The 21,024-nt window shown below is 62.1% G+C and carries 19 protein-coding genes; 8 read left to right on the forward strand and 11 right to left on the reverse strand.

The annotated features are described in order from the left end of the window. The first annotated feature begins 30 nt into the window (after positions 1 to 30). On the forward strand, positions 31 to 1,482 hold the full coding sequence (locus tag EEB12_RS15345) for a CCA tRNA nucleotidyltransferase (protein WP_019746191.1): 1,452 nt from the start codon (positions 31 to 33) through the stop codon (positions 1,480 to 1,482). Here EEB12_RS15345 and EEB12_RS15350 read toward each other — a convergent pair. From EEB12_RS15350 to EEB12_RS15365, 4 genes are read right to left on the reverse strand one after another with little or no spacing between them, the layout of a single operon-like run. Continuing rightward, positions 1,466 to 2,773: an MFS transporter gene (locus EEB12_RS15350; protein ID WP_136473374.1), complete on the reverse strand. Its 1,308-nt coding sequence runs from the start codon at positions 2,771 to 2,773 to the stop codon at positions 1,466 to 1,468. The two genes, EEB12_RS15345 and EEB12_RS15350, sit on opposite strands and share 17 nt — an antisense overlap. A 23-nt stretch (positions 2,774 to 2,796) precedes the next feature. Continuing rightward, complete coding sequence (locus EEB12_RS15355; protein ID WP_141488055.1) at positions 2,797 to 4,434, reverse strand: acyl-CoA dehydrogenase family protein; 1,638 nt, start codon at positions 4,432 to 4,434, stop codon at positions 2,797 to 2,799. Beyond that, positions 4,418 to 5,041: a TetR/AcrR family transcriptional regulator gene (locus tag EEB12_RS15360; protein WP_021342287.1), complete on the reverse strand. Its 624-nt coding sequence runs from the start codon at positions 5,039 to 5,041 to the stop codon at positions 4,418 to 4,420. The genes EEB12_RS15355 and EEB12_RS15360 overlap by 17 nt, the downstream gene beginning before the upstream one ends. 54 nt (positions 5,042 to 5,095) lie before the next feature. Next, on the reverse strand, positions 5,096 to 6,037 hold the full coding sequence (locus tag EEB12_RS15365) for an NAD-dependent epimerase/dehydratase family protein (protein ID WP_141488056.1): 942 nt from the start codon (positions 6,035 to 6,037) through the stop codon (positions 5,096 to 5,098). Positions 6,038 to 6,171: 134 nt separating this feature from the next. Between EEB12_RS15365 and EEB12_RS15370 the strand changes: the two genes are divergently transcribed. Genes EEB12_RS15370 through EEB12_RS15380 form a run of 3 tightly spaced genes read left to right on the forward strand, consistent with a single transcriptional unit; the run spans position 6,172 to position 7,800 of the window. Further along, the gene (locus EEB12_RS15370; protein WP_020971476.1) at positions 6,172 to 6,867 is read left to right on the forward strand and encodes a TetR/AcrR family transcriptional regulator; all 696 of its coding nucleotides are present in this window, start codon (positions 6,172 to 6,174) and stop codon (positions 6,865 to 6,867) included. Between the two features lie 53 nt (positions 6,868 to 6,920). After that, positions 6,921 to 7,526 carry a YqgE/AlgH family protein gene (locus tag EEB12_RS15375; RefSeq protein WP_020909845.1) on the forward strand — a complete coding sequence of 202 codons (606 nt, stop codon included), beginning with the start codon at positions 6,921 to 6,923 and terminating at the stop codon, positions 7,524 to 7,526. 55 nt (positions 7,527 to 7,581) lie between these two features. Beyond that, positions 7,582 to 7,800: a hypothetical protein gene (locus EEB12_RS15380; protein WP_141488057.1), complete on the forward strand. Its 219-nt coding sequence runs from the start codon at positions 7,582 to 7,584 to the stop codon at positions 7,798 to 7,800. Here the strand turns inward: EEB12_RS15380 and EEB12_RS15385 are convergent. Continuing rightward, positions 7,793 to 8,773: a bile acid:sodium symporter family protein gene (locus EEB12_RS15385; protein WP_003942582.1), complete on the reverse strand. Its 981-nt coding sequence runs from the start codon at positions 8,771 to 8,773 to the stop codon at positions 7,793 to 7,795. The two genes, EEB12_RS15380 and EEB12_RS15385, sit on opposite strands and share 8 nt — an antisense overlap. A 4-nt stretch (positions 8,774 to 8,777) precedes the next feature. Beyond that, positions 8,778 to 9,947: an MFS transporter gene (locus tag EEB12_RS15390; RefSeq protein WP_141488058.1), complete on the reverse strand. Its 1,170-nt coding sequence runs from the start codon at positions 9,945 to 9,947 to the stop codon at positions 8,778 to 8,780. A 162-nt stretch (positions 9,948 to 10,109) separates the two neighbouring features. Here EEB12_RS15390 and EEB12_RS15395 point away from each other — a divergent pair, with 162 nt between their 5' ends. Continuing rightward, positions 10,110 to 10,805 (forward strand): FadR/GntR family transcriptional regulator, encoded by a 696-nt coding sequence (locus tag EEB12_RS15395; protein WP_141488059.1) that lies wholly within the window; start codon positions 10,110 to 10,112, stop codon positions 10,803 to 10,805. Here EEB12_RS15395 and EEB12_RS15400 read toward each other — a convergent pair. Then, positions 10,774 to 11,733, reverse strand: coding sequence for a DUF1648 domain-containing protein (locus tag EEB12_RS15400; protein WP_258537322.1), 960 nt, complete (start codon positions 11,731 to 11,733; stop codon positions 10,774 to 10,776). The two genes, EEB12_RS15395 and EEB12_RS15400, sit on opposite strands and share 32 nt — an antisense overlap. 5 nt (positions 11,734 to 11,738) lie before the next feature. Then, the gene (locus tag EEB12_RS15405; protein ID WP_029537295.1) at positions 11,739 to 12,233 is read right to left on the reverse strand and encodes an SdpI family protein; all 495 of its coding nucleotides are present in this window, start codon (positions 12,231 to 12,233) and stop codon (positions 11,739 to 11,741) included. Between the two features lie 101 nt (positions 12,234 to 12,334). On the opposite strand from EEB12_RS15405, the gene leuS reads away from it, so the two are divergent. From leuS to EEB12_RS15420, 3 genes are all read left to right on the forward strand, one after another. Further along, positions 12,335 to 15,181, forward strand: coding sequence for a leucine--tRNA ligase (gene leuS, locus EEB12_RS15410; RefSeq protein ID WP_113683369.1), 2,847 nt, complete (start codon positions 12,335 to 12,337; stop codon positions 15,179 to 15,181). 279 nt (positions 15,182 to 15,460) lie between these two features. Then, positions 15,461 to 16,966 carry an MFS transporter gene (locus tag EEB12_RS15415; RefSeq protein WP_029256798.1) on the forward strand — a complete coding sequence of 502 codons (1,506 nt, stop codon included), beginning with the start codon at positions 15,461 to 15,463 and terminating at the stop codon, positions 16,964 to 16,966. 63 nt (positions 16,967 to 17,029) lie between these two features. Then, positions 17,030 to 17,389 (forward strand): hypothetical protein, encoded by a 360-nt coding sequence (locus EEB12_RS15420; protein ID WP_258537321.1) that lies wholly within the window; start codon positions 17,030 to 17,032, stop codon positions 17,387 to 17,389. A 437-nt stretch (positions 17,390 to 17,826) separates the two neighbouring features. Here the strand turns inward: EEB12_RS15420 and EEB12_RS15425 are convergent, their stop codons facing one another. From EEB12_RS15425 to EEB12_RS15435, 3 genes are all read right to left on the reverse strand, one after another. Further along, positions 17,827 to 18,627, reverse strand: coding sequence for a hypothetical protein (locus EEB12_RS15425; protein WP_141488060.1), 801 nt, complete (start codon positions 18,625 to 18,627; stop codon positions 17,827 to 17,829). A 183-nt stretch (positions 18,628 to 18,810) separates the two neighbouring features. Further along, positions 18,811 to 19,374, reverse strand: a complete 564-nt coding sequence (locus tag EEB12_RS15430) for a hypothetical protein (protein ID WP_141488061.1) — start codon at positions 19,372 to 19,374, stop codon at positions 18,811 to 18,813. Between the two features lie 410 nt (positions 19,375 to 19,784). Next, positions 19,785 to 20,564: a hypothetical protein gene (locus tag EEB12_RS15435; RefSeq protein WP_141488062.1), complete on the reverse strand. Its 780-nt coding sequence runs from the start codon at positions 20,562 to 20,564 to the stop codon at positions 19,785 to 19,787. Positions 20,565 to 21,024 lie beyond the last annotated feature (460 nt).

Consider the following 21,024-nt stretch of genomic DNA (forward strand, 5'->3'; position numbering starts at 1 on the left):
ATTTGCGCACCTTAAGTAAGCTCCTTTCACGTGACTGTCCCTACCTCCGACGCTGATCGCCGCCTACGACTGCTTGCCGACGCCACTGCAACGCTCGGCACGTTGTCCGACGTGTTGAACCCGCTCGGTGAGCGTTTTGCCGAGGCCGGTCACGAGCTGTTCCTGGTGGGTGGCAGTGTTCGCGACGCGATCCTGGGCCGCTTCAGTGGCGATCTGGACTTCACGACGGACGCCAGGCCGGAGAAGGTTCAGGCTCTGCTCAAGGGCTGGGTGGACAAGCAGTGGGACACCGGCATCGAGTTCGGGACCATCAGCGCCATCAAGCACGGCCAGGAGATCGAGATCACGACCTTCCGGGCCGACGCTTACGACCGTGTCTCACGTAATCCGATAGTCGAGTACGGAACGACGTTGGCCGACGACCTGGTGCGCCGCGATTTCACCGTCAACGCGATGGCGATGAAGATCGGCGCGGACGGTTCCTACACGTTTGTCGATCCGCTGAACGGCATGGACGCCCTGCTGGCCGGGGAACTCGATACGCCGTCGGCGCCGGAGAACTCGTTCAACGACGATCCGCTGCGGATGCTGCGCGCAGCCAGGTTCGTCTCGCAGCTTGGTTTCACGTTGAACAATCGCGTTTTCGAGGCCATCAAGGAGATGGCGTCGCAGATCGAGCGGATCACCGCCGAGCGTGTGCAGGTGGAGCTGAACAAAATGATGCTGGGGATGTACCCGGTGGACGGCATCAACATGATGGTCGACTCCGGACTGGCTGCATACGTGCTGCCCGAGGTTCCGCAGATGAAGCTCGAGATCGACGAGCATCACCAACACAAGGACGTCTACCAGCACTCCCTCACCGTGCTCCAGCAGGCGATCGATCTCGAAGAAGGCGATCCCGACCTCGTATTGCGTTGGGCTGCACTGCTTCACGACATCGGCAAGCCGGACACCAAGCGCAACGAACCGGGCGGCGGCGTCAGCTTCCACCACCACGAGGTGGTTGGCGCCAAGCTGGTGCGCAAGCGCATGCGTGCCTTGAAATTCTCGAAGCAGATGGTCGACGACGTTTCGCAGCTCGTGTTCCTGCACTTGCGTTTTCACGGCTACGGCAAGGGGCAGTGGACCGACTCCGCGGTGCGGCGGTACGTCACCGACGCGGGCGAGCTGCTCCCCCGGCTGCACAAGCTCGTCCGGGCCGACTGCACCACGCGTAACAAGCGCCGCGCCGCGCAGTTGCAGGCCACATACGACGACATCGAAGAGCGGATTGCGCGCATCGCGGAGCAGGAAGACCTCGCTCGCGTGCGTCCGGACCTCGACGGCAACGCCATCATGGAACTGCTCAACATCCCGGCCGGCCCGCAGGTGGGCAAGGCATGGACGTTCCTCAAGGAACTACGTCTGGATCGCGGCCCGCTCGAGCGTGACGAGGCCGAAGCTGAACTGCTGAAATGGTGGGCTACCCAGCAGGGCTAGTTTCTCGTTTCTTGCGGTTGATCAGCACCGCTGACAATCCGGCGGCATAGACACCCGCGCCGGCAAGGGCCAGGCCGACGCTCTTGCCGTCGGGTGCGATCACCGTCGACGCTGCCGCGATCGCACCGATGAACGCGACGTTGAACACGGTGTCCTGCAAGGCGAATACCTGGCCACGACGGTCGTCGTCGATGTCGATCTGCATGGCCGCGTCGCCGCTGAGTTTCACGGACTGCCCGGCGATGCCGAGCAGGAAGGCGGCGATCAGCAGCGATCCCTGCGTCAGGGTGGTTACGAAGACGAGCTGGACGGCCACCGCGCACACCAGGGCGTACGTGATCGTCCGTGAGCGACCGATCCGCGGGATGAGGAACGGTGTGATCAATGCCGCGATCAGCATTCCGATGGCCGTTGCACCGACGGCGACGCCGAATCCGGCCATCCCTCCAGGTAATTGGGAGCCGTTCGAGGTGTCGCGTAGGACCAGCACCATGATGAGGGTGTTGATGCCGAAGCAGATGCGGTGCGCTCCGATCCCGATCATTGCCGTGGTGACGCCAGGCGCCTCCCAGACAGCGGTTGCCCCGGTGCGCAGTCCGGCCGTTACCGAACGGACGGCGCTGGCACGAATCACTTCGTCGGCCACTGGACCAAGTGAGCGGGCGGTGAACCTGGCCGCGGCGAGGGCTGCGATCACCGATCCCAGTGCTGCGATGGCCACGGCGGCGCCTGACGCTCGATCCCCCGCGCCGATCACGCCGATGATCGCCACCGCTGCCGAAGCACCAAGAGCGGCTACCACCGAACCAGCCGTTGTGAGAACGGAATTGGTTGCCACCAGCCACGATTGTCGGACGACCTTCGGCAGGGCTGCGGATACGCCTGCCCCGACAAAGCGGCTGACCCCGATCGCAGCAAGCGCACACGTCAACAACAGAGTGTCACCGCCGCCGGCGACCAGCAGCACCGCGGTGGTCAGGATGAAGAGCCCGCGGAGCACGCTCGCCCACAGGAGCACCAGGCGGCGGTCCCAACGATCCAGCAGAGCGCCGGCAAAGGGGCCGATCACCGAATAGGGAAGGAGCAGTACGGCAAAGCCGGCCGCTATCGCCACCGGATCGGTTTCACGTTCCGGGTTGAAGAGGATTGCGCCGCCGAGCGCGGCCTGGAACATTCCGTCGCCGAACTGGCTGGAAAAGCGGACGAGCGCCAGCCTTCCCAGGCCGGGTGATTCACGCAGGGTGTGCAGTACGCGCTGCCAGGCCTCGCGGCGGTTCGAGGCTCGGTTCATAAGCGGAAACTGTAGTGGGTGGGTCAGGCGCCGATCTTGACGGTGGCCCGCTCGAGGATCGGCGCGATGTCGATCCCCCTCGGCAGGGTTCCGAACACGCTCCCCCAGCTATTTCCGAGCCGACTCGCGCAGAATGCGTCGGCCACCGCGGGGTGCCCGTAGCGGAGCAGCAGCGAGGCTTGCAGTGCGAGTGCCATGTCACCGACGATCTTTCGCGCCCGGTATTCGATGTCGTCGAAATCGCCGAATGCCACCTCGAGATCCCGCACGGTCTGATCGAAGCGGGCGTCCACGCCACTCGCTTGTTTCAGTTCGTCGAAGAACACCTGCAGCGTTTCGGGTTGCTTCGCCATCGCCCGCAGAGTGTCGAGCGCCGCGACGTTGCCCGACCCTTCCCACACCGAGAGCAGCGGAGCCTCGCGATAGAGGCGCGGCATCCGGGATTCCTCCACGTATCCGTTTCCGCCCAGACACTCGAGTGCTTCGGCAGCGTGGATCGGTCCGCGCTTGCAGACGAAGTACTTGCTCACGGCTAATGAAATGCGTCGTAGGGCGCTCGCGTGGGCATCGCCCGACGTTGCGCGGTCGGTCAGAGCGGCCAGCCACATCGCGACGGTAGTGGACGCTTCCGATTCCACCGCCAGATCTGCGAGAACATTGCGCATCAAAGGTTGGTCGATCAGGTTGGCGCCGAACGCACTTCGATGATTCGCATGGTGAACTGCCTGCAGCGTGCCGACGCGCATGCCGGTGGCCGTGCCGATCGTGCAGTCCAACCTGGTCATGTTGACCATCTCGATGATGGTGCGCACGCCCCGGCCTTCCTCGCCCACCATCCACGCGAGAGCGTCGTGGTACTCGACCTCGCTGCTCGCGTTGGAATGATTTCCCAACTTGTCCTTCAGACGCTGCAGGTACATGTTGTTGAGCGAGCCGTCCGGCAGGACCCGAGGAAGGAAGAAGCACGACAGACCGCCCGGCGCCTGGGCGAGGACGAGGAACACGTCCGACATCGGTGCGGAGGTGAACCACTTGTGGCCTGTCAGGAGATAGCTACCGTCGGATTGTGGAACTGCCCTTGTGGTTCCGGCACGCACGTCCGAACCGCCCTGTTTTTCCGTCATCGACATTCCGGCGATCAATCCGGGTTTGGTGAGGGGAGCTTTCAGCGCCGAATCGTAGTGGCGGGTGGTCAGGAGGGGTTCGTACTGAGCGGCAAGATCCGCGTTGTGCCGCAGCGCTGGGATCACGGCGTACGTCATGGAGATGGGGCAGCCGTGGCCGGCGTCGGTTTGACCCCACACGGCCATCTTCGCGGCGCGGACGAGGTGTGCGTGTGGATTCGGGTCAACCCACGGAGCGCCGTGCAGTCCCAATTCCACTGCGGTGCTCATGAGTTGGTGATAGGCGGGGTTGTAGCGGACCTCGTCGATGCGGTTGCCGTAGCGGTCGTGGGTTCTCAGGACAGGTGGGTGCTCCTCGGCCAGGTCGCCCCACTCCTGGGCTTGCGCGCTGCCGGCGCGGACCCCGACGCGATGAACCTCTTCGGCTGCGTCCGAAGCTCCCTCGCGGTGTAGTGCCTCGAGGATCGGCGCGTATTCGGCTGCGTCGTAATCGATCAGGGGCGGTACCTGATTGGTGACTTCATGCGTGGGTGTCATCGAAACTCCCTAACGATCGAAGGGTGAAGGCGAGGATGGCATCGATCGCAGTGGGATCCGTGGTGCCGCCGCGCAGCGGAAGGATCAGGGCCTCGCCGATTGCCCCGACGATGCACGCTGCCGTCAGAGTGGCGTCCTGCGAAGGTATCTCACCGGTGTCGACGGCCGAGCGGATTGCGGTGGCCAGGCAATCGCGGAACGATTCGCGAAACATGAGTCGCTGTTCGTCGACGAGTGGATCCACCGGCTCCACCAGCAGTGCATAGGCGAGAACCGGTGCACGCATGGCACGTTCGGCGAAGGTGCGAACCGACGCCGATACCGCGGAGCGGTGGTTGCCTTCCAGACTTCGGGCATTGTCTCCGGCGTTCCGGGCCGCGGATACCTCACGGCTGCAGACAGATTGGAACACTTCGGCGAACAATTCACCCTTGCCGTCGAAATGTCGATACAGCGTCCCGGTGCCGACGCCGGCGTTCTTGGCCACCGCGGCGATGGAACAGCCCGCATAACCGTGGGTTGCCACTGCCGTCGTGGCCGCGTCGAGCAGTCGGGCGCGTTGGGCGTCCAGTCTTTCTTGTACTGCCGGAGTGCGGCGATAGGCCATGTGAAGAAGTGAACACCCGTTCCGTTCTTGCGTCAAGAGCCCCCACCTGCAGGTTCAGGCAGCAGCGGTGCGAGCCTGTTCCGCGCGCCACCACGCGACGGTCTCTTCGGCGGCCCGATCGAGCGGCGTCGGTGAGAGTCCGAGCAGCACTTCGCTGGCGCTCGAGTCCATGACAAACGGCTTGGTGAACTGGTAGTTCATCTCCGCGAGTTCGCGGCTGTCGGTGTTGATCTTGCCGACGGCGTCGAGCACCCAGGCGGGCAGGACACCCACCTTGGCGGGGGACGCCCCGGCGGCTCGAGCGAAGGCCTCGGCGATCTTGCGCTGAGTGAGCGCGGGGCCGGTGGGTGCGTGGATGACGGAGTTCCAGAGTTCGGGGTTGTGTGCTGCTGCGATCATCGCCGCCGCGAGATCGGGGATGTAGGTGAAGGAGTGCGGCTGGTCTGCGGAACCGATGACACGAATCTTCCTACCTGCCATGACCTTCGGAACCATGCGCTCGCCGGCGTGGGCGGTGCGGACGCGGGGGCCGAAGAAGTCCGAGGCCACGACGCTGACGGTGGGTGTTGCGGAGGCCTCGCGAGCACGCAGCAGCGCGGTGCGCACTCCGCGCTTGCCGCCGGTGGCGTTGCGTGGATCGGATTCGGTCATCAGGGTGTCGGAGTTGTAGGCGTAGAGGCTTTCGGGGAAGACCACGACGGCTCCGATGGATGCGGCTGCGTCGAGCACAACCTTCTCGGCCGCCGGGAGTTCCCGCTCCCAATCGGCTGCGTTGTAGGCGGCGTGGATGCAGTGGTAGATGGCCGTGGCGCCCTCGCTGACCGAGCGCAGGGCCTCGGAATCCGAGACGTCGACGCGTCGGCGGTCGATCAGCGGGTGCTCGGGCCCGCTGCCGGACCTGGTCAGGAGCCGGACGTTGATTCCCTGCTCGGCGAGCTGTAGCGCGACGGCGGATCCGACGGGTCCTGCTCCGGTGACGATTTCGAGGTTCGACATGGTGTGCTCCTTCTCGTTTCGGGTGAACTGAGAGCACTGCTCTCGTTTTCAAGAATGCACCCGCGCCTCAGTGCTGTCAAGAGCAGTGCTCTCTTTTGTTGATAGTGCTCTCGGTCATGGGGCAAGATGGACTCATGGTTGGGACTCCCCGTGAGCGGGCGCGCGAACAGACGCTGCAGGACATCACCCGGATCGGACGCGAGCATCTTGCTGCCGTCGGCGCCGCCGCGTTGTCCTTGAGGGCCGTCGCGCGTGATCTGGGAGTCGTGTCCTCAGCGGTGTACCGCTACGTCGCCAGTCGTGACGAACTGCTGACCTTGCTGGTGGTGGACGGGTACACGGAACTGGGCGCGGAAGTGGACTCCGCCGTGAATGCCGTTGCAGCAGAAGATTTTCGCGGACAGTTCATTGCTCTCGGGCGTGCCGTCCGGAGTTGGGCGATCCGGGAGCCGGCTCGATACGGTCTGCTGTTCGGCAGCCCCGTCCCCGGTTACGACGCTCCGGGCGAGCAGACCACCGGCCCTGGCACCCTCGTCGTGACCCGGCTGATCGGGATCATCGACGCCGCCCATCGCGCGGGTGCACTCACGGTGCGAGAGGGCCCGGACCTGAGTGACACGCTGGCAACGGACCTCGAGGGAGTGCGGAAAGAACTGGGCACCGACCTGCCGCCGGATGCTGCGGTGCGCGCAACTCTCGTCTGGGTATCGCTGTTCGGTTCGGTGAACTTCGAGGTGTTCGGGCAGTACGGAAGCGATACCTTCACCGATGCGAGTGAGATTTTCGAGCGGCATCTGGCACTACTTGCCGATGTGGCGGGTCTGACCTGAACACGCCTGTGTCTCGTTCCTCCGCACGCAGTTGTCGGTGAGATGATGTCTTTGTGGCGCACGCAGAAGAACCCGAGGATCGAATGGCCTGGATAGAACCGGAGGTTCGTCCGGGCAGTTTGTTGGTGTCGTCGACCGATCTCACGGAACCTGCATTTCGCCGCACCGTCATCTACATGATCGAGCACAACGACGCCGGGAGCCTTGGCGTCATCGTCAATCGGCCGAGTGAGACGGCCGTGCAGAACGTGTTGCCGCAGTGGTCACCGCTGACCGCGCATCCTTCCGCCCTGTACATCGGTGGACCCGTCAAGCGTGACTCCGCGCTCTGCCTGGGTATCGCTCGCAACGGTGCACGGATCGACGGCGTCGCCGGCCTGCGGCGGGTGGACGGCAAAGTTGTCATGGTGGATCTGGACTCGGACCCGGAGGTCATCGCTCCTCTGGTCGAAGGGATTCGCATTTTTGCCGGTTACTCGGGTTGGACTCTGGGGCAGCTGGATTCGGAACTTGAACGTGAAGACTGGATGGTGATCAGCTCACTGCCGTCCGATGTGCTGACGCCGCCCCGAGTCGATGTTTGGGCACGGGTGCTACGACGCCAACCGCTCCCCGTGGCAATGCTGGCCAGCCATCCCATCGAAGTGGAACGAAACTGATCTGTCGGAGGTCGATGATATTCCTGTGTCATCGTTTTCGAGAGAGGTGACAGCAATGATCGCTGAGCGTCAGATCCAGTGCGAGGATTGTGTTTCGGATGTCGATCACTGCCACGATTCTTTGCTGCGACATGCGGACGGATCACTCGAATGCACCGGCGTGAACTGCGTCGACCTGGCATCGAGTCGCCATGCGTTGTCCATCGATTGTGCTGAACTGCAGGGCGGTTGTGGCTGCGTCGACGCGACCCGAGGCGAGTTGCTCGCTAGCTGACGCTCACCGGATCACGATTCGCGAAGCGTTGCGCCATCGCAGCACAGACGATCAGTTGGATCTGATGGAAGATCATCAGCGGCAACACGATCAGGCCGACGGGCTGGCCCGCGAACAGTACAGCCGCCATCGGTAGGCCTGTCGCCAAGGACTTCTTCGACCCGCAGAAGATGATGACGATCTGATCGGGAAGGTCGAACCCGAGCTTGCGCCCCGCGAGAGTGGTCACGCCGAGAACCAGCGCGAGGATCAGGCAGCACACGATTGTGAGGATCACGATCTGCCAGATCGTGATGGTGCTCCAGATCCCCTCTTTCATGCTCTCGCTGAAGGCGGCGAAGACAACGAGGAGGATCGATCCGCGATCGACGTACTTGGTGGGCTCGGCATACTTCTGCAGCCATCCGATCACCAGCGGGCGGATCAGCTGGCCCACGATGAACGGGATCAGCAGCTGCACGACGATGTCGAGGATCGACGAGAAGTCGACCGTCGCCTGGCCCGTTGTATTCATCAGCAGAACCACCAGCAACGGGGTGACGAAGACGCCGATCAGGTTGGAGAACGACGCACTGACAATCGCGCCGGCGACGTTTCCCTTGGCGATCGAAGTGAACGCGATCGACGACTGAACCGTCGACGGAACGAGGCACATGTAGAGGATGCCGGTGTAGAGCTCGTCGCTGATCAGGGTCGGCGACAGGAATCGCAGCGCAAGGCCGATCAGCGGGAAGAGCACAAACGTCGCGGCAAGGACGACAGTGTGCAGTCGCCAGTGCTTGACGCCCTTCCACGCTTCCTGCGGCGAGAGCCGTGCGCCGTAGAGCAGGAACAGGAAGCCGATGGCGATCTTGGTGGCCCAGTTCAGAATGCTCTCCGCGGTACCCGATACCGGGAACACACTTCCGAGCACGCCGGCGATGATGATGCCGAGGATGAACCCGTCGATGTAGAACCTACTGAGAAACTTCACCTGGCTAAGGATAACGGCGTGCGTCGACGGGCTCTCGAGCCCCACGAAGGTTGAAGCCCATCACGGCCAGGCACAGGAGCGTCCCGACGATCGACAGTTCGATGATGGCCGTCTGCATTCCCTGGATGGTGATGGCGATACCCGCGATGATCGACGGGATCGCCAGTCCCGCGTAGCTGACGGTGAAGAATGCCGCCAGGACTCCGCCGTGGCTCTCGCGGGCGTGGATTCGGGCGGCGGCGTTGACGCGTTTCATGCCGCCGGCAAACGCCAGACCGTGCCCGGCGCCGACCACCACGGTGATGACGCCCAGCAGCGCAAGGCTGGGGACGAGGTCGACCACGAGTAGGCCGATCATTCCTAGAGCGAGGATTCCCAGGCCGACGGTGACGGACGTCCGCGGGTCCATACGACTCCCGCCGAGCTGCGCGATCACCGAGCAGATCATGACCAGTGCAGCGGCCCCGCCGCCGAGTAGGAGGTTGTCGATGTTCAGCAGGCTGGTCATCCACGACGGGACCACCGACTGGAAGAGTCCGACTGCGCCCCACGACAGCGCGACGGCGAGTGAGCTGAGCCAGAATGTTTCTCGAATGGTGGCGGGAACATGCGGCATCTGGAAGAACCGCTTCGGGCGTGTGATGTCCCCGATCCGCGGCAGCAGCAGCAACACGATCAGTGCCGGGATGAACGCGACGAGGAAGATCAGATACGGCAACCGCAGCGGTTGCGGAAGGTACTGGGCGATCGCACCGGACACGAGCGGTCCGAGTGCACCACCCAACGCGCCCGTCACCGTCGATACGAGCGCTGCCCGGCGGTGATCGAACTTCGGTTCCTGCTCCACCAATGCGGCGCTGCCCGCCGCACTGGCCGCGCCCACCGCGATTCCCTGAGCAACGCGTCCGACGAACAACCACACCGTCGCGTCGGCGAAGGCCAGAACGAGCGTGCCGACGACGCTCAGCGCGAGTGCAGTCAGAAGCACGGTGCGTCGGCCGAGGGCGTCGGACAGCGGTCCGAAGAACAGCAACGCCGGAACGAGGCCGGCGACGTAGACGCCGTAGATGAGCGTCTGGATGGTTGGCGTGAATCCGAACTCGGTCCGGTACAGCCCGTAGACGGAGGTGGGCACGTTCGCGCCCAGAAGGATCACGGTGAGGACGTAGCCCACGCCGTAGAAGTGTCGATTGGTGCGGCGTGTGCGTTCTTCGGTGGCGACAGCTGTGGCGGACGTGGGAAGCCCCTCCTGATGACAGAGTTCGAAAATACATGGGTCGTCCTACGTATCGTAGGTGAGTGGAATGATCGTCGCGAATGCTGTGAGGATGAGTAGATGACCGTTGTTCGCAAGGAGTCCGCGTACGAGCAATCCCTCGATTGGATGCGCGCGCAGATCTCCGACGGCGCCTGGACCGTCGGGAACCGTGTTCCCACCGAGCCGGAACTGATGAGTGTTCTCGGCGTCGGCCGGAACACCGTGCGCGAAGCGATCAAGACACTGACGTCGACGGGAGTCCTGGAGATCCGTCGCGGATCAGGGACCTTCGTTCGGGCACGGACCGACATCGGCGGACTGCTCGGCAAACACGCGTCCGTGGACGAGATGAAATACGTCTTCGAAGTGCGTCGTGCGCTCGAGATGGAAGCGGTCCGGTTGGCGTGTGAGCGTCGTAGCGACGACGACGTTCGGATACTTCGTGAGCTGGCCGCCAAGCGTGACGTGCCGGCCGAGAACTTCGTCGACGTCGATCTTGCGTTTCACATTGCCGTCGTCGATGCCGCTCACAATCCGGTTCTGACCGATCTGTTTGCCGGAATCCTCGAAACGGTCCGCGCCACCTACGAGGTGACCGAAGGCGTTCATCCGCCGTCGCTGACGTCTTCGCATCATCAGGGAGTTGCCGAAGCCATCGCCGAGCGCGATGTCATCAAAGCCAGGGCGGCGGCATGCGGGTATCTCGAGAAGACTCAGGAAGCGATCGGTTCAGGTTCGGCGGTTACCGAGTCCGGGCGTCGGCCAATCGATTGAGGGACCCGGCGATGTCTTCGGCCTTCGGTGTCGTGATCGTGAGTCGGTCGCCACCGGCGAACGTGATGACCACCGCTGGCCCGGTGCGGGTGACGACGCCGTAGTTACGACGACCCTTGGTCTTGAGTCCCCAGCCGCCGAAGTCCGCGAACGGTTTGATCTCCGCGACGTCGGCTCCGACAACTTCCTCGATGCCGTAGGTCATCGCAGCCATCCCCATGTTGATCACCCGGATTTCCCGTTCGTCGACGATCACCCGGAAGCGAACCAGGCTGACGACGAGCAGTCCGAGTGCCCCGAAGATGAACAGCGGCCAGAGTGACCGCATCGCCAACGCCATGATGACTCCGGGCGCCAGAGTGATCGCAGCGAGGATCACCGAGCCTTTGGTGCTGAATCCGACGTCGTCGGAGATGGGGAGAGGGCAGCTGCTTCGCGGCAACCCGGCCGAGGGTTCGATCGTGGCAAGAGTGCGGACGCGGTAGTCACGCAGGAACGAGGCGCCGATCCACCCCAGCACCCCGCCGACTGCAAAGCCGACACCGATAGACCACAGCGGGAGTGACGTCGTGGACGGATCGGCGACATCGAGTTGGGTGTAGAGCAAAGCGAAGTTCACTGTCGTGATGAGCCCGACCACGCTCAGCCCGACAACCAACATGAAGCGACGCATCATCAACATCGCGGGAGCAAGAGCAGCAATCGCACTCAGGCCGCCACCGAAGAGCAGTGTCAAAAGTGCAATGGTCCATGCGTTGGCCGACGGGGTGGAGAAGCCGTCCGGCGAGGTGGTGGTCCAGTGAGTCGCGATCTGTTCCGGGAGGCGAGGCTCCCAAAGTTTTGTCAGGACGAAGTCGAAGACCGCACACAGCAGCGGAACCACTAGCCCGAATACGACCCCGGCCGGGTCGACCACGCGATGTTTCACGTGAATCAATGAGCCGGCTGGCAAGCATCCTTGAGCGCGCAGGCACCGCAGGAAGCGGTACCGCAAGCGGCAGCGTTCGCCTTGGCCTCGGGGGTCTCCGCCACCGGCTCGTCTGCGGCAGGCTCGGAGTGGCCGCCGCAGTTGCAGTCGTTACCGCATCCGCTCTGCTGTGGGAGCGCGGCGGCCGCGCGGGTGCCGATGCCTCCACCGAAACCGGCAGTGAGGACGGCGACGACGACGGCGATGATCGCGACGGCAATGCCGAAGACTCCGCCGATGGTCAGAGCTGCGACTCCGCCGATGACCAACATTCCAGCGGCCGCGAGCATGGTCGGACCTGCCACCTTGTTGGCGAGGGCGAACGACTCCTCGCTCCGCAGGGAATCCTCGGTGCGGACACCGGCCCAGCGGTTGCGCGGGAGTTTGCCGATCAGACCGGCGACACCAACTCCACCGACGGCGACAGCGAGCACGAATAGCACCACAGCGACAACGATCACCCATACAGGATAGGCGCGAGTGGAGTTGATGGTATGCCCGGGTCGCACAGGCTCTACCCTGGTTATCGGTATTTCCGTCAGCCAAGTAGATAGCGACCACAGTGACCGAGTCTCCGCAGTCCCCCGATTCACCAGCCGACGCAACTCCGCAGCACCGCTACACCGCGGAGCTCGCCGGCCAGATCGAGCAGCACTGGCAGGACCGCTGGAGTGAGGACGGCACGTTCAACGCGCCTAATCCGGTCGGTCCGCTCTCCTCGCCCGACGGTGTTCCCGCCGACAAGCTCTTCGTTCAGGACATGTTCCCGTACCCCTCGGGTTCGGGCCTGCACGTCGGTCACCCGCTCGGATACATCGCTACGGACGTCTTCGCACGCTTCCATCGCATGCAGGGGCGCAATGTCCTGCACACCCTCGGCTACGACGCGTTCGGTCTCCCGGCCGAGCAGTACGCCGTGCAGACGGGTACCCACCCGCGGACGACCACCGAGTCCAACATCGCCAACATGAAGCGCCAGCTGCGACGCCTGGGTCTGGGGCACGACGAGCGTCGTAGCCTCGCGACGACGGACGTCGACTTCTACCACTGGACGCAGTGGATCTTCCTGCAGATCCACGGCGCCTGGTACGACAAGGCTGCAGGCAAGGCCCGTCGTATCTCCGAGCTGGAAGCCGAGTTCGATTCCGGTGAGCGTGCTCTGGAAGACGGACGCGAGTGGGCGTCGCTGACAGTCGCCGAGAAGGCAAAGGTCGTCGACTCGTACCGCCTTGTCTACCAGTCGGATTCGATGGTCAACTGGTGCCCCGGTTTGGGCACCGTGCTGGCCAACGAGGAAGTCACCGCCGACGGTCGTAGTGACCGCGGAAACTTCCCCGTGTTCCGTAAGCACCTCCAGCAGTGGATGATGCGCATCACCGCGTACTCCGATCGCCTGGTCGACGATCTCGAGTACCTGGATTGGCCGGACAAGGTCAAGGCCATGCAGCGCAACTGGATCGGACGCTCCTATGGCGCCGAAGTTACCTTTGCCGCAGGCCAGTACGGCGTCGATGTGTTCACGACGCGCCCCGACACGCTGTTCGGCGCCACCTATGTGACGCTGGCTCCTGAGCACGACTTGGTGGACAAGCTCGTCGCGGACGAGTGGCCCGACGGTGTCGACGCACGCTGGACTGGCGGTGCCACGACGCCGGCGGAAGCTGTTGCTGCATACCGTAAGTCGATTGCCGCCAAGACCGACTTGGAGCGTCAGGAAAACAAGGAGAAGACGGGCGTCTTCCTCGGTTCCTACGCCGTCAATCCGGTCAACGGCCACAAGGTCCCGATCTTCATCGCCGATTACGTTCTGACGGGCTACGGCACCGGCGCGATCATGGCAGTTCCAGGACACGATCACCGCGACTGGGAGTTCGCGAACGCGTTCGGACTGGAAATTCTCGAAGTTATTGCCGGTGGCGATGTTTCGGAGGCTGCGTACTCCGGTGACGGCCCGCTGGTGAACTCCGACTACCTCGACGGTTTGGACGTGGCCGAGGCCAAGGCGACCGTCATCAGCCGCCTCGAGGAGAGCGGCCAGGGCAAGGGCACTATCCAGTACAAGCTGCGCGACTGGCTTTTCGCGCGTCAGCGTTACTGGGGCGAGCCTTTCCCGATCGTCTACGACGCGGACGGCAACGCACACGCCCTGCCGGATTCGGCTCTGCCCGTGGTGCTTCCGGAGGTCGAGGACTACGCACCGGTGTCCTTCGATCCGGACGACGCCAACTCCGAGCCCTCTCCCCCGCTGAACAAGGCGACCGACTGGGTCAACGTCGAGCTCGATCTCGGCGACGGTCTGCAGACCTACCACCGCGACACCAACGTCATGCCGCAGTGGGCAGGTAGCTCGTGGTACCAGCTGCGCTACATCGATCCCACCAACCAGGACGCCTTCTGCGATCCGCAGAACGAGGCGTACTGGACGGGTCCGCGTCCGGAACTGCACGGCCCCAACGATCCCGGTGGAGTCGACCTGTACGTCGGCGGCGTCGAGCATGCGGTGCTGCACCTGCTGTACTCGCGCTTCTGGCACAAGGTTCTGTTCGACCTGGGCTACGTGTCCTCGAGCGAGCCGTACCGTCGCCTCTACAACCAGGGCTACATCCAGGCATTCGCGTACACCGATGCCCGCGGCGTCTACGTGCCGGCAGAAGAGGTCGTCGAGCGTGACGGCAAGTTCTTCTACGAGGGCGCCGAGGTCAACCGCGAGTACGGCAAGATGGGCAAGAGCCTGAAGAATGCCGTTGCGCCGGACGAGATCTGCGCCGAGTTCGGTGCAGACACCTTGCGTGTGTACGAGATGTCGATGGGTCCGCTGGACACCTCGCGTCCGTGGGCGACCAAGGACGTCGTCGGTGCTGCTCGATTCCTGCAGCGAGTGTGGCGCGTCGTCATCGACGAGGAGACCGGCAAGCCCCGTGTCACCGACGAAGCTCCTGGTGAGGAAACGCTGCGTGCGCTCAACAAGGCGATTTCCGGTGTCATCGAGGATTACACCGCGCTGCGCGACAACACGGCCGCTGCGAAGCTGATCGAGTACAACAACCACCTCACCAAGGCGTTCCCGGGTGGCGCGCCCCGTGCTGCCGTCGAGCCGTTGGTGTTGATGCTCGCTCCCCTGGCGCCGCACCTCGCGGAAGAGCTGTGGTCGCGTCTTGGACACACGGAATCTCTTGCACACGGCCCCTTCCCCGCTGTCGAGGAGAAGTGGCTCGTCGAGGACACCGTCGAGTACCCGATCCAGGTCAACGGCAAGGTTCGTAGCCGCATCAGCGTGCCGGCGGATGCCGATCGCAAGGCTGTCGAGGAGATCGCCCTGGCCGACGAGAAGATCGTCGCTCTGCTCGAGGGCAACGCACCGCGCAAGGTGATCGTTGTGCCGGGCAAGATGGTGAACATAGTTCTGTAGGCGCTTCGCGCACGTGCGCCGTTTTGGTAGTTACCGCTACCGAAACGGCGCACAGTCGTATCTGGGGCTGTATCCGGGGTGCCAATCAGTCGTTGTCCTGATTGTCCCGCTCCGCGGAACATTCTGTAGCGCGCGTTCGACGCGAGGGCTGTGATGCAGGTAACACGTTGCCGAGAACGGTAGCTGTCGTTCCACTGCACTTCCCCGCAAGGCCCCGGCCGACGGTATTCGGCAGGGGGTCAATCGAATTCGCAGGTGTCCCGAAAGGATTCTTCAGCCATGGCGTCTCATGTCCACAGCGACGGTTCTTCTCCCAGTCTGCCCGAATCGACGTCGATACCGGAGCGGTGGACTCCGCGACTGGTGTTCTCGCTGGCGTCGATCGTTCTTCTTCTCGAAATGCTCGCGGTGAGCTACATGATGATTTCCACGGCGCTGCCCGCCATCTCGGTGCATTATCAAACAACGCAGGGCGCTTGGCTGCTCACGTCGTTCCTGCTGCTGGGGGCGGTCGCGTCTCCGCTGCTCGGCAAGCTCGCAGATATGTACGGCAAACGAAAAGTCCTGCTCTTTGCGGTCGCCGGCGCGGCGGTCGGTTCCTTCATTTCGGCGATTGCGCCGAGCTATGCAGTCTTGATTCTGGGCCGGTCCCTGACTGGTCTGCTCGTTCCCTGCCTCTTCCTGAGCTACTCCCTCATTCGAGATGTCTTTCCGCCGAAAACCGTTGCGCTGGCTGTCAGTATTGCAACCTCCGGCATGGGCCTGATCGCTATTCCGGCGCCGTTCCTCACCGGTTGGTTGATCGACAACCACGGGTTCCGGAGCATCTTCTGGTTCTTCGTCATCGGTTTGGTTTTGCTCGGCGGCATGATCTTCGCTTCGACGGCGGAATCAGCTGTACGACTGCGTTCTTCGCTGGACCTGATCGGTGCGGTACTACTCGGATCGGGCATCGCCGGAATTCTGATCGGCGTCAGCTTCGGACCGACCTGGGGCTGGAAGAACGGTTCGACGCTGGCCTATCTGATCGGTGGCGTCGCACTGCTGGCGGCGTGGGTTGCCTCTGCCCGAGCCATCCGTGAGCCCTTGATCGACCTGCGCTACTTCGGCAAGCGTTCGGTGATGCTCACCGCCGTCGGTGCCGGGTTCTGCTACGGCGCGTCGGGAGTCTTCACGATTTTGCTGCCGATGATGGTGATGACGCCAGCAGTTCTCGGCCTGGGATACGGATTCGGCGTGACAGCAGAGGGATTCGCGATCTTCCAGGCGCCCCTTGGCGGCATGGTGGTGGTCGGCGGCTTGATCGTGGGCTTCCTGGTCGGCCGCAACATTCGACCCCGTCTGCTGATGATCATCGGAATGATACTCATGGCAGTCGGATTCACCTTGACGGCCACCATTCACGACAACAAGCCGCTGCTCATCATCTTTGCCGGAATCTTCGGTGTCGGTATGGGTATGGGTTACGCCTCCATTCCGAACCTGCTCATCGAGGCAGTGCCGCCGCAGTTGCAGGCAACCACGGCGAGCATGGTCGCGGTCTTCCAGAGCATCTTCCCCGCAGTGCTTCCCGTCATCGCCTTCACGGTCTTGAACTCGCACATCGCGATGGCGATGGAGGGCGCTGTGTTCTACACCGACGAGGGCATGCGTATCGCGTTCCTGATCGGTGCTGCTGCAGCAGTTCTCGGTGCGATCGCAGCTGTATTCCTGCCGCGAAACATCGTCCAGATCGGCGCAGAAGACGGCGCGGCGCAGGAGACGTCCCTTCTCCCTGCTCACTGATCGGAAATGCTGCGCGTGTAGATCCGGGCTGACAGGATTGGGTGTACTGAGGAAAGGACGCCCATGACGTTCGCGGATCTGGACGGCGATGAACTGTGGAGTTATCTGCAGGAGCGTTCAGGATTGCCCGGCCCGCGCGCGAACCTCGCGCTCATGCTCGAGTTCGCGCGCGGCGCCGACAGCGACGACATCCTGCGGGCGGTGGAGTCCGAAGACGAATACATCCGCTGCTGTGGGATCGTCGGGCTTGGTTTCATCTTCGTTCGTTCGCATGAGAGATCCGTTCTCCGCAGCTTGACGGAGGCGACCACCAGTGCGTCGTGGCGTGCACGTCAAGCTGCCGCGATGGCCGTTCAAGCGATAGGCGACACGGATCCGGAATTGTCGGCGGTGCCGGGAAAGCCAGGCGGGCGGTGCGCGTAAAGTCGCCGAGTTCACCGCCTTCGGCGGACTCCGCCGAAACCTGCGGCCGGGTGTCGATGAGCGCTTTGTCCAGCAATACGTCCAGGCGGTCTGCTCGTGTGGTAGGAGCGAGCGTGAACGAATTTTGCTCGCAGTCAACCGTTTTCGGTGAACTGCGTGATGTCGAGTTCGTAGCCGGCGCGGCGGGCGAGTTCGGAGAAGAACACGAATTGTGTTCTGGTGTTTCCATCTCGGAAGTTATTTGCACCCTCGTTTCAGGTGTACATCATGTGCGACACAAGACCATTGACTCCTTGAAAAACTGTGGTGGACCGATTATCTTGTCTGTCCAACCGGAACGACATGCGGCGCCATTTGGGAAATCGTAGAAAGCGGACCAGACAGCATTTTTCCGTCAACCGGTTGAATCGTGTTGATTGACGCGATCGCCGCGTTGATTACGTCTGGGAGGAGCGTCCGAGGCGCTGTTGGGCGCTGACCACGAGTTGATGGCTGTTCCTTTGAATCGATTCGGTAATCTCAACAGGTGTCAGTATCTCGCCGGTTGAACTATCGAGAATCGGATGAAAATTGGGGAAGTTCATATAGGTGCGTTCGATCCATGTGCTCAGCTGTCGATATGACTTGTGTAATTTGTCGAGATCCGCACGTACTTGCGGATCTGATACCGTCCACATCGCTTCCAAAAAGATGTCTTTCACTGATGCTGCCAGTTTCAGCGCATTCTGTTGGACTGCATGAAATTCGACAAGTTTCTCGGCGCGCATCGCGCTCACACTGTCGTCTGGTGCATCTGAATCGGGGTTAAGCGAGTTTGTGTTGGCGGCCGCATCTGCCTGTGCGTAGTCGTACCATCGGTCTGTGATCTCGTTGACGAGTTCATTTTGCGCGCGCAGGCTCGACCAGACGTTTCCCACCGCACCGAGTTGTTCTCGCCGACTATCTTCGGCCAGTTGGATGCCTAGTGACCGCATCGCTGAGCTCTGGGCTTCTCGTGACATCTTGACGGCGAACCAGACTGAAGTAGCTGTCACTACGCCAGAAAACCAAGCGCCGCTTGCGGCCCAACCGCTGGCGGTCCAACTTTTGGGATTCAGTTGGGGCCAAATAAGGACTCCAACCGCTGCCGATCCTGCGATCAGCACAAGCACGCAAGTGCCGAGCACGACAAGTTCGATCGCGCGAATCCCGCCCGGTGGGTTTTCAGTTGCTGGTGCCCTGTGTTGTTTCTCGTTCACGTTGGGATGGTAGCGATAGTGCAGGATTCGCCGGCAAACACCATTGGAAAGCTGAATTTCCTGACAGGATGTGGATCATCCAGAACGACTTACCGTTATTCAGTGGCAGGTTTTGTCGGTTACCCTGCTGTACGTCGGAGTGGCGATTAGCGGCGTTGAGTTTGCTCAACAAAATAACTGAATCTATGAATCAGATGTGGCGTCAGGGTCGTGTGCAGTATGGAGTTCAGGCGTGAAGATGTCCAACCAGTAGGTCGAGTCGATACTCTTCCTGTAGGTCAGGACCAGGTAAGAGCACCAAGCCGCGAACCAAGAGTGGAAAACCTCGCTGGATCCCAAGGCAGAACTCAGTTCGGAGAGTCCGACCCGATAAAACGTACGCTGGAAGTCCTCGTGCACTTGTTCAAGGTCAAGCTCCTTGAACGCCGAGGCCAAGCTCATCCATTCGCCATAGGACGGGCGCCAATCGTCGGGAAGGATGGGATCCTCCCATTCCGACGTTTGCGAGATCATCCCGGACCGCTCGGCGCAACGTTCCATCCACCTGATCCAGACATAATCCCAGTTGCCGCGAGTTAGATCGCCTTTGCCGTAGTACATGTGAAACGGATCAAACTGGGCGACGACGTCGAGGCCAGGGAACCGAATCTCGATGTTCTCAATTGCGGTGATCGAGGGAACCCAATCGAACGGTAGAAACTCAGGCTCGCCGAAGGCGAACCACGGCCGGGCGGCTGTCTCTGACATGTTGTTGGTTTATCAGTTTCGAGCCAGCGAAGTTGAGAAATGGTGCTGATTGGACCCCAAGTTGAGCGCCTGGTGAAAATATCAATGAGATTTGTGATTTTCATCGATCTGGATGCCGAGACGTGCGGTGCGCAGGATTATCGTCCGACGACTTTTTTGCGAGCAATTCGATTCGGTTCCGCGAAGGCGTAAGCAGTGTGCCTGCCACCGCCGCAGTTCCCAGTTTCCGCTCTCTCGGGTCCCCAACTACCCCTGCCTTGGTGGCGAGCTAACTCCGGCAAGCGGCGGTGACAAGCAAAAAAGTCGTGTGGCTGGCCCAGCTAACAGTGAGCGCATTGTGACTGCACCACGAGCGCCCGGCTCCAGCTGCGGACAGGGTTGCGAGCGCGCCGTGCTCAGTTCGTCGCAGACTACGCCTCGCCCTCCGAAGGCTCGACAACGTGCCATCGCACGGAATCCCAGTACCATCCGAATCCGTCCTCTGCCATCAACCACAGATGCGTAATCTCCGCCGGCAACGTAGGTTCGCGTGGAGGGAGCTGACGCGCCCGTAAAGGTTCGGTGTACTGCTGGTAGTCATTTGAGAACGCCGTGCCAACCACTGGTGAAGGTACCTTCTCGATCCGGAGGAAGAGACCACCATAGGGTTGGCCGTCCCGCAAGCCCACCTTCCGACGAATCCCCTTCTGATCCTTGTCAGAACGAGCGAGCCATTCTTCGACCATCACCAACGTAACGAGAGGATCGGTTGGCCCGACAGTGCCCCACTGGAAGCTGCACAAAACCTGAGCTGGACATGGGTCGCGATGGCGCTCCACACTGATCACACCGCCCACTTCCGCCAGCTGCAGCGCGAGCTGTTGAAGGTGGGGGTCCCTCTGGTATCCCGGCCTGAGTGTCTCAATGTCCTGCTGCTCGAGAGCCCTGAGAGCCGGCACCAATCGTTCCCGAACCGGCTTCAGTCGCGCCCCATAGGTGAGAAAGACCAACCACGTTCCTTCCAGCGATGAATCGTCAAATCCATCGCCGAGTTCCTTTTTGAAGGTCGCCTCACTTTCCTTGAAGTCACTATTAGTGATCGTGCCAACTTCCAGGATTCCCAACTGTTGTCGGGTAGGGTCAGTAGAAGGGCGATCGAACACCTTGTAGTCGACCATCTCGTTTACAGACCCGTCGTCATTGAGATCCAACGTTACGTGAGCATGCGCCTCTACCACCGATCGTGCCCACATTTCCTCGCAGGACTCGCCCTTAGCTCGCCTAGCTTGTCGGACCATCTCTAGCTCCTCCGTCGTTCTACTCCTCCAGCGCCTGGGACGGGATTAACCACTGCCCACGCAGCGGAAATTGAGAAAACTCGCCATCCGAACGTCGAACTACTTAAGTATTGATTGCGCACATAACCACCTCTTAACGAGCTATTCGCGTGAAGAGTTCCCCGAGCACGGGTCCATTGATGCATCTACTGTCGGTGCCTCAAATACTGTTATGTGCTCGGCCATAGCTCACCGAGGGCTTCGGGCTGCTGGACGCGATGTCAACTGCATTGGCATTAACGAAGTGTCGATTATCGAACTTGCAACGTGACAGTTGGCAGTGGGATAAGGCAAGTTGGTGACTGCGCCCCCGCGAAACGCCTTCACGAAGACA

The sequence above is a fragment of the Rhodococcus sp. WS1 genome (assembly GCF_003797745.1).
GTDB classification, from domain to species: Bacteria; Actinomycetota; Actinomycetes; order Mycobacteriales; family Mycobacteriaceae; genus Rhodococcus_F; species Rhodococcus_F erythropolis.

Excerpts from the sequence above, each read along its gene's own strand:
- EEB12_RS15350 (WP_136473374.1), bottom strand. The coding sequence starts at position 2,773 with ATGAACCGAGCCTCGAACCGCCGCGAGGCCTGGCAGCGCGTACTGCAC.
- EEB12_RS15355 (WP_141488055.1), bottom strand. The coding sequence starts at position 4,434 with ATGACACCCACGCATGAAGTCACCAATCAGGTACCGCCCCTGATCGAT.
- EEB12_RS15360 (WP_021342287.1), bottom strand. The coding sequence starts at position 5,041 with ATGGCCTATCGCCGCACTCCGGCAGTACAAGAAAGACTGGACGCCCAA.
- EEB12_RS15365 (WP_141488056.1), bottom strand. The coding sequence starts at position 6,037 with ATGTCGAACCTCGAAATCGTCACCGGAGCAGGACCCGTCGGATCCGCC.
- EEB12_RS15370 (WP_020971476.1), top strand. The coding sequence starts at position 6,172 with ATGGTTGGGACTCCCCGTGAGCGGGCGCGCGAACAGACGCTGCAGGAC.
- EEB12_RS15380 (WP_141488057.1), top strand. The coding sequence starts at position 7,582 with ATGATCGCTGAGCGTCAGATCCAGTGCGAGGATTGTGTTTCGGATGTC.
- EEB12_RS15395 (WP_141488059.1), top strand. The coding sequence starts at position 10,110 with ATGACCGTTGTTCGCAAGGAGTCCGCGTACGAGCAATCCCTCGATTGG.
- EEB12_RS15415 (WP_029256798.1), top strand. The coding sequence starts at position 15,461 with ATGGCGTCTCATGTCCACAGCGACGGTTCTTCTCCCAGTCTGCCCGAA.
- EEB12_RS15420 (WP_258537321.1), top strand. The coding sequence starts at position 17,030 with ATGACGTTCGCGGATCTGGACGGCGATGAACTGTGGAGTTATCTGCAG.
- EEB12_RS15430 (WP_141488061.1), bottom strand. The coding sequence starts at position 19,374 with ATGTCAGAGACAGCCGCCCGGCCGTGGTTCGCCTTCGGCGAGCCTGAG.